This is a genomic window from Enterococcus sp. DIV2371, from assembly GCF_050498525.1.
Lineage (GTDB): Bacteria > Bacillota > Bacilli > Lactobacillales > Enterococcaceae > Enterococcus_B > Enterococcus_B mangumiae.
In genome coordinates, this window is sequence record NZ_JBIPAJ010000001.1 from 2,746,880 (window position 1) to 2,760,995 (window position 14,116).

Genomic DNA, 14,116 nt, shown 5'->3' on the forward strand with positions numbered 1-14,116 from the left:
CAAAATCGAGGAGGAAAAATTAAATGTCACTATCAGAAACATTAAGCAATGTCATTAACATGGAAATCATCAGTGCGATCACTTCCACACTGTTTATCATATTACTAGGGTATTTTTTAAGAAAGCGTGAGGTTTTCTCATCAGATGTCGGGAAGACCTTATCGAAAGTTGTCTTAACTGTCGCTATCCCTGCACTAGCTTTCAATTCGTTTATGCAGGATTTAAATGATGAAGTATTGAATCAAGGAATCAACATTTTGATACTTGGGATATTAGTCCACGTTTTCTTGATTTTTCTAAGTAAATTCTTCTTTTTCAGATATGCACCAAATAAAGAAGATACGTTGCGCGTACTCTCTATTTTCGGATCGACAACGTTTTTCGGGATTCCTGTCGTTGGCGCTGTCTTTGGTGCAGAAGGAATTTTATATGCATCGATATTTAATATCGGCTACCGCATCTTCTTATACTCTTATGCTTATCTAAAAATGAGCGGATTGAAGATGGCACGCAAGAATATTCGAGAAATGATTTTGAATCCCATCGTGTTGGCTACTTTTATCGGGTTATTTATTTGGCTCTTCCAAGATAGCTTACCACAGATTGCTCAGTCTAGCTCTGAATCTGTTGCCTTTTTAAGAATAGATCAGACGTTACCGTGGTTATTTAAACCTTTGACGTTCCTTTCTAGTCTAGCTTCTCCACTTGCTTGGTTGGCAATCGGGATCACATTAGGCGATCTGCCATTCGGAAAAACCCTCAGCAGTCAAACCTCTTGGTACTATTCATTCATCAAAGTCGTTGTTTTCCCACTTGTGATTTTACTTTCACTCTTATTGCTCAACGCAATGAATATTTTACCGGTAAATTCGGTTGGTTTGAGTACGATGATCATTATGATGGCTACACCTGCCGCAACAGTTGCAGTCGCTTATGCGATCAACTTTGAGAAAGAAGCTGTTCTTGCTTCAAATGCCTCGTTGCTTTCGACACTCTTCTCAATCGTCTTGATCCCCATCTGGATCATTGTCTTAAACTTGATTGGAAATTAAAGCACATTATATAATTAATTGAACGAAAGGAAATTTTACTATGAAAAATTTAAACGTTGTATGTTATGGTGTTCGCCCTGCTGAAAGATCCCTCTTTCAGCAGTTGAACGTTCACGGATTCAACTTGAAACTAGTAGAAGATTTATTAAATGAGACAAACTACACAGAAGCAAAAGGCATGGATGCCGTCATCGTTCGAGGAAACTGTTTAGCAAATCGCATAAATATCGAACGCTTTGCCCAATTTGGCATCAAGTTCTTACTCACACGTACAGTTGGGACAAATCACGTGGATGTAATAGCAGCGAAAGAACACGGTATGCAAGTAGCATATGTGCCATTCTATTCACCAAACGCAATTGCTGAATTATCTGTTACTTTAGCGATGATGCTTTTACGCAGAACGACCCACACTACCAATAAAACAGCTTCTTATAATTTTACGATCGATCGCTTTATGTTCAGTAAAGAAGTCCGAAATTGTACAGTTGGGATCATTGGTGTTGGCAACATCGGTTTAACAGAAGCAAAACTTTTTAAAGGTTTAGGCGCAACGGTGATCGGCAACGACCTGTATCCAAGTGAAGAAGCAAAAGCATTCATCGAATTTAAGTCGCTTGATGAATTACTGGCAGAAAGTGATATCGTCAGTATCCATATCCCTTACATCCCCGGTAAAAATGAACGCTTCATTAATAAGCAGTTCATCGACAAAATGAAGGATGATGCGATTTTGATCAATACTGCTAGAGGGGAATTACAGGATAATCAAGCAATCCTTGATGCGTTGACGAGCAAAAAATTATCTGGGTTTGGCACAGATGTCTTGCCTAATGAAGCGCTGATTTTCAACAAAAATTTTGATGAAGATCCATTATTGATCGATGCAACAGCTAAAGCGCTGATCGATATGTATCCGCGAGTGATCGTTACACCACATATCGGTTCTAATACTGATGAAGCAGTATCTAATATGGTCGAAACAAGTTTTGACAACCTTTATAAAATGTTCAATCAATTAGACTGTGCCAACACACTGTCCGTTTAAACTGGAATGTCTATAGCAAAGAACTAGCTACCCTGAAGTTCTGTAAGAATTATCCAGCTCGGATAAATAAGCGTGAAAACCAAAAATCATTCAAATTTTTGGGCTTTCGCGCTTATTTTTGGAGGTATGAGCTAACTAATGTCATCACCTCTTTTCTTTATCGATGTGTGAGAGAATAAAGCAAGATCCCCAAAAATTTGAAGAACGATTTCTGGGGATCCTGCCTTATTATTCAAAGTTAAACATTTTTGTCAATCTCAATTGATTTTTTTACTCTGTTTTTTCTCCTTTTGCTGTCAATGCAATGGAGTCATACATATGGGTAGTTGGTTCATTGATCAAAGTTGCCAGGTATTTTCCTACAGTTTTGCGACTAATTTCACCAATAAAGCTCATGCCATTGCGATTCTCGATGCGAATATCTTCAATGATCTCTTTATCGGTTAGCCAATTGGGGCGGATAATGGTAAAATCTAGATTGCTGTTCTCAAGCAGATCTGCTGCAATACGTTGATCACCTAGGTAAGTGTCGGGATCGCGATAATCACCTAACTCTGAAATAGCTTCTTCATCATTGAAGTCAACTTCACCGTAAATCCCAAGTGTTGCCATCCAATACACACGTTTGATCTTATTCTGATTCATCGCTTCGATCACATTTTTAGCTAAAGGCACCATATTATATGGGCCCAAACAAGAATAGACGATATCAATGCCTTTCATTGCATGGACTAAATCTTCTAGATTCATCGCATCACCAATGATGCTTCTCTCTTTATCAAATACTTTATCCGGATTTCTCAAGAATAAAGTCAAGTTCACATTCGGATCATTTTTTAAAAACTCATAGCTATATTTAGCAATTGGTGCCGATGCACCAAGAATCAATACGTTCTTTTTCAATTTATTCCACCTCTAATTTAATTTTTTAACTTGTACAACGGTCCTCCTTTGGTAAGATGAGTTAAGTGTAAGGCTTAGAACGACTCTAACCGCAAGTATTTATTCGAATTTTTTATTATAATGAGTATTATTCTCAAAAAAGCAGTTATTCCAGAAAGGATTTTATCTATATGAAAAATACGCAAAAAATCAAAAAACTATTGACCGCCTCCACCATCGCTGGGACGATTTATGGTCTCTTGGCGCTACTCACCGGTTTGATGGTCAATTACAACGTCCTCTTGCTTGATGGGGTCTACACGATGGTCGGTGCATTGATGTCCCTGATTGCTTTATATATTGCTAAGTTTATCCAGACACAAGATTTTGAACGCTTTCCTTTTGGTAAGGAATCTCTGATGCCTTTAGTTGTTTTTATCCAATACAGTGTCATCTTATTGATTTCTTCCTATGGTCTGATTGAGTCTTTTTTCAGTTTGATTTATGCAGACACTTACGTTGATCTATCGATCGGCTTGCCCTTTTCCTTATTTGGGATGTTCTTTAGTTTTGCTTTTTATGTTTATTTGAAAAAAAATCCAATCAACCATTCCTTTTATAAAGTGGAATTGGAACAATGGCGCTTCGGGTTTCTGTTTAGTTTAGGGGTAGTGGTTTCCATCATTGTCTCCGGACTACTCGCAAAAACATCTTATATTGCAATCGCACAACTGATCGACCCTGTGATCTCCATTGGTATTACCATTTTTTATATTTATCTTTCAGTCACTGAAATCAAAAATGCAACATTAGAGCTTACTTATGCACCGCCGAAGTATGAGTTACGCGAAAAAATACTAGTATTAGTTGATAAGATATTGAAAGACATTCAGATTGAAACGTCAGTTTTACGAATCGCAAAAGTAGGCGATCAAGTCATTCTTGAATTGGATATCGTGATTTTACCCGATAGTGCGATGGACAGTATCCGTGCGCAAGATCGTCTACGAGAAGAACTCAATCAGAAAGTAACAGAAGGGTTTTCTGAGTATTCTTTATGGCTGAATATCAACTTTATCGGTGACCTCAAGTGGGCTTAAAATAAGAACTTCTTTACAAAAAAACAGAAACTCCTCCAATTAGAAAACGATTGGGGAGTTTCTGTTTTTTCAATTGATTTGCGTGTCGCTATGATCCAGAAAGATTGCTTTATTTAACAATTATCTCTTTACTTTCAAATTGACCGAAGTCGATGATGAATGTGTTGGCTTGACGATCATAGACAACTCCGTCACTCATCGAAACGACGTCAGTAAAGTCACTTGGTAAGCTAAGGGTTACTGCTTCCGTTTGTTGGGTTGGATTAGCAATCGTATAAACCGTTTGTTCTGCCTTTGTCTGTTTCAACAAAGAAATTGGTTTATTCGTTTTGATCCCGGCAATTTCTCCTCCCTGCTCTTGCCAAAAATTGATGCCTAAATAACCAGCTGTTTGAACTTCTACCGCTTGGATATCTCTGGTGTTTTGTAAAATAGCAATCGGTTGTTTTGCTACGTAAGCTTCTAAGTCCGCTTGAGTTGTTCCTGGCAACATCACGTAAGCATAATCTGCCTCTTTTGGTTGCTGTCCATGGTTGATCGAAAACGTACGATATTCACCAGTATATTGCGTGTCACTAGGAAATGCTTCATTGATTTCTCGATACGTTCCGGTACGTGTTTCGCTGATCACATCCACTGTTTCTTTTTGTGGGAAATAATAGCCGATCGATGCGTGTTGCTGGTCTGATTCTAGCAGCAGCCAAGATGTCTCCGTCGTTTGTTGTGACTGTTCGATCATTCCCTTATCCGAAAGTACTTGATAGGAGTATGAGTCATTTAGTAAACGATTATCGACGATTGTTTCGATTGAAGCAGTTGTGTCTCCCGTGATACCAGCTCCTAAGGCAATGATTTGCCCATCCAATGTAAACCATGACTTCTTCCCTTGGACATTCATCGGTAAGAGCGTGCCGTTATTCTTTGTTCCTGCTTTATTAAGCGCCATACCGACCACGCCTTGATTTTCAGCCGCTGCACCGCCTACCCAGGTTTCATTTGAGGTCACTGTCGTAAATGCTGACACTTCATCTGCTAAAGGAACTGTATCAACTGTCGTACCAGGTAAACGATAAGGATCGACTGTCGGCCAATAACTTGGACCGAATTGGACTTGGTCATCATTATAAAGATAAACCATCCCATCTGAAGTATGCCAACCACGTTGATTCTCCAGATTCCCTGCTTCAAATGAAGAGATTCTCTTCGAATACATACTTAATCCTAGATGATAATTCTTTGTACGTTGCACAAAGCGATCCATGGCATGATACATCTTCGTTCCGATAAATGGCAATTGATCACCCATGATCGTTGCATTATCCAATAGTTTCGTCGTCATCATCAAATCATTGTAATCTCTTGTATTCGTTAAATAATAATCTGGATTACCTAACATCCAATATTTCACTGCTTCTCTTAATGCTTTTTGCTGGGTTTCAGGCGCAAATCTCGCCACGATCAACAAATTGTACATCGTAGTAGAACCATAACCATTTTTTGTCGCAGATGCCGCACGGGAAATCGAGCGACCATTTACTAAAGGCAACATTTCACCTTGATACACTAAAGGGATAAATGCAGCTTGTACGTTATCAACAAAAGATTTCACCTGATCTGCTGCTAAAGTATAGCGTGATTCTTTGACGATCGATAAAATCTGTCCTACGCCTTTGACTAATACATTCCCATAAGAACCTGTATAAGGGATCGTTTCATGTTGAATAAATGAACCATCTTGATAAAATCCATCGCCATGTGTTACTAGTTTGAAGACATCAGTAATACTTGCAACTGCTTGTGTGACTTTCGCCGGATCATTTTGTAAAAGACCGAGTCCCAAAACTGTCTGTGCCAAATCCGTTCGATTCGCACCTGTAGTTGAAAAGTTAGGAATAAAATCCAGTGCTACAAAGTTTTCTTGAGGCTTCGTGTAGAGTTGTTTGAATGGATCTGGTACATACTTACTCAATATACTTGTATACTGTTGAAGCTTCTCTGCTGGTACTTCTTCATCCAGAACCATCAAAATCGATACAAATTTTTGAGCGACACCGATCTGCCAGTCCCACCAATTCCCATGATATTTTGTGCCGTCATAGCCTTTTTTCGAAATCATAAAATCGATCCCTGCTTGGATCACTTCACTGATGGTTTTATCTTGATAAAAACTTGTGCCTTTCGTTCCGTACGCTAATGCTAATTTTTGAAGTTTTGTAAATTGTGTCGTTAAATCTGCCGAAGCGGTATTCCCAGATTCTAATGGCCATAAATAGGTGCGTTCAGCTTCTTTGTTCATGGTATTATAAAGTTTTTCTGCTTCAGTTGATAAAGTGCTTACATAATTAGCAATCGCTGGATTCGATAGATCAGTCGTTGTTGACACGAGTTGCTCTTTCCAGTTTGCTTTCATTGTTTGGAATTCTTCTGTTGGCTCTTCCACTTGTAGGCTGTTGACTTCTCCGCTACGCATAGAATAGATCGTTAATTTGCTTTCATTTCCGAATAAACGAATCCCTGAATACCCTGACCAATCCCCATTGATCGTTGTCCCATCAGGATAAACGACTTCTTGGGTTTCATAGAGTAAACGATCATTCAAATATGCTCGGATCGAGGTTCCTTCATATCTAAGCAGCAACTTATAGGTCTGTCCAGAAATCAGTGTCGGACCTTTGATCGATGTCACCCATTTCCCACCAGGCTGTCCCAACTGCCATTCACCCTCACGCATATAGGCGAAAGATTGCCAGTTCGATGTTGCTTGGTGATCGCCACGAAAGACTAGGCCAAAATTGGTTTGTCCTTCATATAAAAATGTGTATTCTAAATCGCCTGAATTGCGAACACCAGCATCTAATAACAGCGAGACGGACTCAAATTGTTGATTGATTTTCTGATTTGCGATCTGCAATCCATTCCCATTGGCATGTTTCTCTGCTTTGCCAACGATATCTTGCCAATTGCCTAATTGCTGTGAAAAATTGGATTCATAGCTTGCTGATTTCACATTTTTTTGTACTTCAGTTTGTATTCCTTCTGCACTTACTTGTTGATTGTTCCCCAACCCGATACCAATTAATAAACTACACCCTAATGTAACTGCTAATTTAGCTGACCAACTCTTCATTTTTCTCTCCTTTTTGGTTATTAAGTATACTTTTGAAGCAAAAAAGATCTGCAAGAAAGGCGCATTCTTATTACGAACGATTCTTTCTTGCAGATCTGATTACGACCTTACGAGTACTTCATTCATTTTTTACAGATCGTTTAAGCTAAAATTCCAGCTGCGCTTAATGCAATCGAAAGAATCAAAATGATCCAGATCACACGTGTAGAGTTCAATTTCTTCTGCCCTAACATCCAGTAAGTCAATAAGACTAATAAAACTGGTACTAATGAAGGTAAGATGGCATCTAGTGTATCTTGAACAACCAACTCTACGCCGTTTTGTTTGTAAACGAAAGGAACCGTTGCTTTGATGACAGAAGGAATCAACGCACCAATAACAGTGATCCCTAAAACAGTTGCGGCATTCGTGAATGCAGTTAGTTTATTTTTTAATGTCGTAACTAATTTTACTCCTTGTTTATACCCAAGTGGCAATAACGCTGCTCGACCAAAGAGTAACGCAATATTTGCGATGATCCAAATCACACAGCCAACGACTGATCCGCTTTGCGCCAACGTACCAGCAATCGAACCAAAAATCGTTCCCCAAATGACGTGGAATAATGAATCGCCTACCCCTGCGAGTGAACCCATCAACGCTGTTTTCAACGCCACGATTGTATCTTTTGCTTTGTATCCATCCTCTTCTTCGATCGCCACGTCGATCCCCATGATCAAGTTCCCGAAAATCGCATTCGTATTGAAAAATTGATTGTGGGTATTCATCATATCTTGTAACTGTGATTTGTCGTCGCCATAGAATTTTTTCAAGACAGGTAAGATCCCGTATAGGTACCCTGTACTCATCATACGTTCATAGTTCCAGTTCAATTGGCTTCCTAGGATATAACGCCAACTGATAACATTCAATTCTTTTTTCGTTAACTTTTGATTACTCATCGCCATCAAAACCTCCTTCAAGTGTTCCAGTCGTTGCTACTGTTTGAGCAACTGCTTCTTTTTCGTTATCACGTTTGAATACTAACATTGCAGCAATGACACCGATGATCGAAATACCAAGCATTGGTACTTGTAAATAAGCGGATAAGAAGAAACCTAAAAGCAAGTATGGAATATATTGTTTCGCTGGTAAATAATGCAATAGGATAGCTACCCCGACAACTGGTAGTACGCCACCTGCTGTACGTAATCCGTTCATCAACCATTCAGGTGTATTTTCGGTGATCGTAGATACTGCCGCATCACCGACTAATAACATCAGCAAGATCGGGATCGCTCGAGAAAGCCCCCATAGGAATGAGCCAGATAATACTAAACGTGGAATGCTATTGATACGCATATCTTCAATCGCACGATCCACACGATGGAGTAAAAAGACATTACAGAAACGTGCAACAACATCCAGCTGTAGCATTAGTAGTGATACTGGTACTGCTAGACCGATACCGTACTCGGCACCTTTGCCAGAAATCACAGCAAAAACCGTTCCTAAGACAGCACCTGTAAAGAAGTCAGGTACAGAAGCGCCACCAAAAGCCGCGATCCCTAACCGCATCAATTGAAGGGTTCCCCCTACCATCAATCCAGTTTCTAAATCTCCCATGATCATACCGGCGATCATTCCCGCAATTGCTGGTTGTGTCAACGTATTTGAAATAAGTGAATCATTGATTGCAATAAAAGCATAAACTGTAATAAGAATAATTTGATACATGGCTAAATGTTGCATGATTATTTCCTCCTAAATCACTTTCTTAGTTTTTCCATAAAATCGACGACTGGATCATTTGGCACTAATTGAGCAGTCACTTTTACATCTTTGGCGGCGATTGCTTCAAACACTGCCTCTTCTTCTTTCATAACTTTGATGCTTTTCGTGATTTCTCTTGCACCTTCTTTATGACTCATGTTTCCTACGTTGATTGCTGCTAGCTCGCCGCCCGCTTCTAAGTACCGTAAAACATCTGTCGGGTTTTTAAAAAGTAGAAATATACGTTGTTTTCCATATTTGCCAGATTGAATGTTTTTTGCTGCTGCAGCGATCGTTAACACGGATAGGCGCATAGATGTAGGCGCTGCCATTCTTAATGAAGATTTTTGCAACGAATCCATTGCTGCCTCATCATTGATCACGATGATCCGTTGTGTATTCAAACTCGTAGACCAAATCCCTGCCACTTGTCCATGGATCAAGCGTTCATCGATCCGCACATTGACAATATTCGCTTTGCCTTTAAATTCTTTGTATTGATCCAAGTCTTCCTCTGCCGCTTTTGTTTCTTCCGCCTCAGTTGCGATCATCTTATTTTTGACATCAACGATACCGCCGCGTGCCAGGTCGATCAACGCTTCCGAAGTGGCTTGTGGATTAAGCGTCGCTTCCATAACTAAAGGTAACGACATCCCCGCAATGATCGTCACTTCTTCATCCTCTAAATAATGTCTCAGTGCAGTGTTACATGGGGTGCCACCTAATAGATCCGCAATAATCAAGGTCGATCCGTTAAGGGCTTTCATTTTCTCTGTTAATTCAGCTTCAAATTGTAAATTATCGCCATCTGGTCTTAAAGAAAGCGTATGGACATGTTCTTGCACGCCTACGATCATCTCTAAACTGGCTTTGACTCCTTCGGCCATGCTGCCATGACTGACCAATAAGATATTTCTCATCTCTCTTCCCCCTTAAATAAACATCTCAGCTACTTAACATGTTAGCTATTGATTACGTACACTATATCACATATCAACTGAAACGTAAACCTAACATCTTAACATATTATATTTTTTTTCTAAGAAAATTTTGTTCGAGAATAAATACGTTGCCACAAATAAGTTAACATGTTATGGTATGATTAATTGGATACCGCTAAAAAAGGAGGTTTTATTTGGTGATTCCTAAATATGAACAAATTAAGCAAGAATTATTAGCTGAAATCAAAAACCATCTATTTGTTCCTGGAGATAAGTTCTACTCAGAAGCAGATATCAAGAAAAAATATTCTGTCAGCTCGATCACCGCCGTAAAAGCATTGAACGAACTAACAACAGCTGGCTATCTCTATCGTGTGCAAGGAAAAGGGACCTTTGTGTCAAAATCAAAAGTCTCTCAATCCGTCAAATTCTCTGATATCGAATTACACTCATTAGATAAAGAAAAGGTGAATGTCGTTTCAATCGAAGAAGCGCAGGAACCTGAAATCTTAGAGGAACTAGGATTACCTAAAAACGGTTCTTATTATCGCATCAAACGAGTACGGTATTTTGATGATATCCCTTTCCTTGTGCATATCACTCATCTGCCAAAACGTTTGGTCAAGGAACCTATCAATAAAGACTTAGCTCATTACTCAAGCATTTATGAAAGGGTGAGAAAAGATTTCGGCATCGATCTCTTCTCGCTTTCTTCTGTCGAAACAAATGAGATCGTCTTTCCCGATGATCCTGAGTTATTGAATTTGTTGAAATTAAGCTTTCGCGAACCAGTCGTCAAACAAGTCAAGCATTCTTACCTTGCTGACCGCAGCGTAGCCGAATATATCATTAGCTACAAACACTGGAAATATTTCAAAACAAAAATCGAAGTAGAAGCAGAATAATCAAGGCTAAGCCTTGGTCCTCTTGTTTCCTCTCGACTTAAATAGACGATGGACTATCACTGTTTTTTTAACAACACTAGAAGGAATCAACGAAATCGTTCTCAGAGCTTTTTCGTCGATTCCTTCTTACTCTTTTTATACTATAAAATTCATCTCTTTTAAAAATTATTAGTTATTTATATGGTAAGTTTTATGTTTTTTTCATTTTGCCATTCGCTTTTTCTGATTATTTAGGTTATACTAGTTTAAAGTTAATATGTTAACAAATTAAGAGGAGTGGTATGATGGGACTACAACAAACAAAAGATTCCCTTATTTCCCTAAGTAAGTCTATCGACGACACCTGGCTATCGAATCAAATCGATTGGTGTTGCCAAAAAATCGAACATAATATGACTCGCTACGAACTCGATTTCCCGTCGGCTTGTGCAACAAATGGTATCTACAGGATCAAACCTAACGATGACTGGACGAATGGCTTTTGGACAGGCATGCTGTGGTTAGCTTATGAATGGACGGGCAAGGAAAAATTCCTTGTGCGTGCAATGGAAAACATCCATAGTTTTAAAGATCGTTTAACGACACATCACGTATTAGATCATCACGATATCGGATTCTTATATAGTTTATCTGCTGGCGCAGGGTATCGCTTAACCGAGAGCTTATTATGCAAGGAAGAACTACTGCAAGCCGCAGACGTTTTACTGGCACGATTTCAAGAAAAAGGGCAGTTCATTCAAGCATGGGGTGCCTACGGTGATCCGAAAGAATATCGTTTGATCATTGATTCATTGATCAACTTGCCTTTATTATTCCAAGCTTCTGAAATCTCAGGGAACGATCTTTATCGTGAAACAGCTAAGAAACATTACGAAACAGTATTGCGCACAGTGGTCAGAGAAAACGCAACAACTTTCCACACGTATTATTTTGACCCTTTAACTGGCAACCCTACTCACGGCGCTACACATCAAGGAAATAGCGATAACTCGATTTGGGCTCGTGGACAAAGCTGGGCTGTACTTGGTATTCCTTTAAATGAAAGTTACTTGAAATCTTCGGCTCTTCCTGCGAACTACGAAGCAATCGTCGATGTCTTTTTAACTCATTTGCCAAATGATCTTGTTCCTTATTGGGATTTTGATTTCAATGACGAGCAGCCTTCTGACAAAGACAGTTCCGCTTTAGCGATCACCGCCTGTGGCTTATTGGAAGCCGCAAAAATGGAAGCGTATCCTCACGCGGAAGCACTAGCCAAAGGCATGGTCTATCAATTAGGCGAACACTACTCCTCACAGTCAGAACCTGATAATGAAGGCTTATTACTACATGGTGTCTATGCACATGCAGAAGGAAAAGGAATCGATGAACCAAATCTTTGGGGCGACTATTTCTATTTAGAAGCCTTGATGCGTTTAGCAAAACCTTCGTGGAAAAAATATTGGTAAGGAGAACCCAACATGCAAACTTTTGAAATAAAAGAAGACTTTCTTTTAGATGGTCAGCCAATCAAATTGATCAGTGGCGCGATTCACTATTTCCGTCTTCCCCGCTCACAATGGGAAGATAGCTTGTATAACTTGAAAGCTTTAGGAGCAAACACCGTCGAAACCTACGTTCCTTGGAATATTCATGAGCCAAAAGAAGGACAATTCGACTTCGAAGGAATGAACGATTTTACTGTTTTTGTTGAACTAGCTCAACAACTCGGCTTGATGGTCATTTTACGCCCTTCTGTATATATTTGTGCAGAATGGGAATTTGGCGGTCTACCCGCTTGGTTATTAAAGGAACCAGGAATCCGTTTACGTTCGACTGATGAACGATTCATGGCAAAAGTCAAAAATTACTATGATGTGTTACTACCGAAAATCGTTCCTTTACAAATCACAAACGGTGGACCTGTCATCATGTTCCAAATCGAAAATGAATATGGTTCGTACGGAATGGAAAAAGCGTATCTTCGTGAAACGAAAAAACTACTGGAAAATGCAGGGATCACTGTTCCGCTATTTACTTCCGATGGCGCTTGGAACGAAGTATTGGACGCTGGAACTTTGATTGAAGATGATGTGTTCGTCACTGGTAATTTTGGTAGTCATTCAAAGGAGAACAGCGCGGTATTACAAGCCTTTTTTGATAAACATGGAAAAAAATGGCCATTGATGTGTATGGAATATTGGGATGGTTGGTTCAACCGTTGGGGTGAGCCGATCATCAAGCGAGAAGCGCAGGATCTAGCTAATGAAGTCAAAGATATGTTGGAAGTTGGTTCATTGAATCTGTATATGTTCCATGGAGGTACCAATTTTGGGTTTAATAATGGCTGTTCCGCTCGTGGAAATACCGATTTGCCACAATTGACTAGCTACGACTACGATGCGTTACTCACTGAAGCTGGTGAGCCTACAGAAAAATATTATGCTGTCCAAAAAGCAATCAAAGAAGTTTGCCCAGACGTTTGGCAATCAGAGCCACGAAAAAAAAGATTAGATTCTCTTGGAAGTTATCCAGTGGATGCAAGTGTTTCATTATTCAAAACAAAAGAACAACTAACAAAACCTGTACCTGCTGCCTATCCTTTAACGATGGAGCAAGTCAGTAATGGGTATGGCTACGTCTTATATTCCTTAGCACTGAAAAACTATCACCATGAAAATAAAGTTCGGATCATCGAAGCAAGTGATCGAGTTTCTGTTTATGTGGACGAAACCTATCAATTGACACAAGACCAAACAACGATCGGTGAAGAGTTCATGATCCAAGGAAAGACAGAAAACGAAGAAATTCAATTAGATGCCTTAGTAGAAAATCATGGAAGAGTCAATTATGGCTCAAAATTGAATAATCCGACCCAAACCAAAGGGATCCGTGGTGGAATCATGCAAGATATCCATTTCCATCAAGGGTATCTTCACTATCCTTTACCACTAACAGCCGACCAACTTCAGTTGATCGACTATCAAGCTGGTAAAAATCCGGCTCATCCTTCGTTTTACCAAGTAACATTTGACGTAAAAGAGCCTGTGGATACGTATATTGATTGTTCCGCCTATGGTAAAGGAGTAGTTTTTGTCAACGGGATCAATCTTGGTCGCTATTGGAACCGCGGACCGATCTATTCGCTTTATTGTCCAAAAGATTTTCTTAATCAAGGAAAAAATGAAGTAGTGATTTTCGAAACAGAAGGCGTTGAGATCCACTCATTGGATTTTCTGGCAGAACCGAAAGTTGAACAAAGCGATAAATAAAGAAAAGCAAAAAAGACGAGGATCATCATCCTAACCATTGGATGATCCTCGTCTTTTT

General features: G+C 39.5%; 11 protein-coding genes. 6 read left to right on the forward strand and 5 right to left on the reverse strand.

The window, feature by feature from the left end; genetic code table 11:
* The first annotated feature begins 23 nt into the window (after positions 1-23).
* Positions 24-1,052 (forward strand): AEC family transporter, encoded by a 1,029-nt coding sequence (locus IGL24_RS12915; protein ID WP_206856477.1) that lies wholly within the window; start codon positions 24-26, stop codon positions 1,050-1,052.
* A 40-nt stretch (positions 1,053-1,092) separates the two neighbouring features.
* A complete protein-coding gene (locus IGL24_RS12920; protein ID WP_206856479.1) occupies positions 1,093-2,100 on the forward strand; it encodes an NAD(P)-dependent oxidoreductase in 1,008 nt (335 codons plus the stop codon).
* 270 nt (positions 2,101-2,370) lie between these two features.
* Here IGL24_RS12920 and IGL24_RS12925 read toward each other — a convergent pair whose 3' ends face one another.
* Positions 2,371-3,003, reverse strand: coding sequence for an NAD(P)H-binding protein (locus tag IGL24_RS12925; protein WP_206856481.1), 633 nt, complete (start codon positions 3,001-3,003; stop codon positions 2,371-2,373).
* A 170-nt stretch (positions 3,004-3,173) separates the two neighbouring features.
* Between IGL24_RS12925 and IGL24_RS12930 the strand changes: the two genes are divergently transcribed.
* Entirely contained in the window at positions 3,174-4,082 is a 909-nt protein-coding gene (locus IGL24_RS12930) for a cation transporter (protein ID WP_206856484.1), read from the forward strand.
* A 109-nt stretch (positions 4,083-4,191) separates the two neighbouring features.
* Here the strand turns inward: IGL24_RS12930 and IGL24_RS12935 are convergent, their stop codons facing one another.
* From IGL24_RS12935 to IGL24_RS12950, 4 genes are all read right to left on the reverse strand, one after another.
* Positions 4,192-7,209, reverse strand: coding sequence for a polysaccharide lyase 8 family protein (locus IGL24_RS12935; protein ID WP_207699789.1), 3,018 nt, complete (start codon positions 7,207-7,209; stop codon positions 4,192-4,194).
* A 140-nt stretch (positions 7,210-7,349) separates the two neighbouring features.
* The gene (locus IGL24_RS12940; protein WP_206856494.1) at positions 7,350-8,150 is read right to left on the reverse strand and encodes a PTS system mannose/fructose/sorbose family transporter subunit IID; all 801 of its coding nucleotides are present in this window, start codon (positions 8,148-8,150) and stop codon (positions 7,350-7,352) included.
* On the reverse strand, positions 8,143-8,940 hold the full coding sequence (locus IGL24_RS12945) for a PTS mannose/fructose/sorbose/N-acetylgalactosamine transporter subunit IIC (RefSeq protein WP_207114724.1): 798 nt from the start codon (positions 8,938-8,940) through the stop codon (positions 8,143-8,145). The genes IGL24_RS12940 and IGL24_RS12945 overlap by 8 nt, the downstream gene beginning before the upstream one ends.
* Positions 8,941-8,957: 17 nt before the next feature.
* Positions 8,958-9,881: a PTS mannose/fructose/sorbose transporter subunit IIAB gene (locus tag IGL24_RS12950; protein WP_206856499.1), complete on the reverse strand. Its 924-nt coding sequence runs from the start codon at positions 9,879-9,881 to the stop codon at positions 8,958-8,960.
* Between the two features lie 218 nt (positions 9,882-10,099).
* Between IGL24_RS12950 and IGL24_RS12955 the strand changes: the two genes are divergently transcribed.
* The 3 genes from IGL24_RS12955 to IGL24_RS12965 all read left to right on the forward strand — a co-directional run bounded on the left by IGL24_RS12955 (position 10,100) and on the right by IGL24_RS12965 (position 14,058).
* Positions 10,100-10,807 carry a UTRA domain-containing protein gene (locus IGL24_RS12955; protein WP_206856501.1) on the forward strand — a complete coding sequence of 236 codons (708 nt, stop codon included), beginning with the start codon at positions 10,100-10,102 and terminating at the stop codon, positions 10,805-10,807.
* Positions 10,808-11,091: 284 nt separating this feature from the next.
* Positions 11,092-12,255 carry a glycoside hydrolase family 88 protein gene (locus tag IGL24_RS12960; RefSeq protein WP_207699790.1) on the forward strand — a complete coding sequence of 388 codons (1,164 nt, stop codon included), beginning with the start codon at positions 11,092-11,094 and terminating at the stop codon, positions 12,253-12,255.
* Positions 12,256-12,267: 12 nt separating this feature from the next.
* Positions 12,268-14,058: a glycoside hydrolase family 35 protein gene (locus tag IGL24_RS12965; RefSeq protein ID WP_207699791.1), complete on the forward strand. Its 1,791-nt coding sequence runs from the start codon at positions 12,268-12,270 to the stop codon at positions 14,056-14,058.
* The last annotated feature ends 58 nt before the right edge of the window (positions 14,059-14,116 follow it).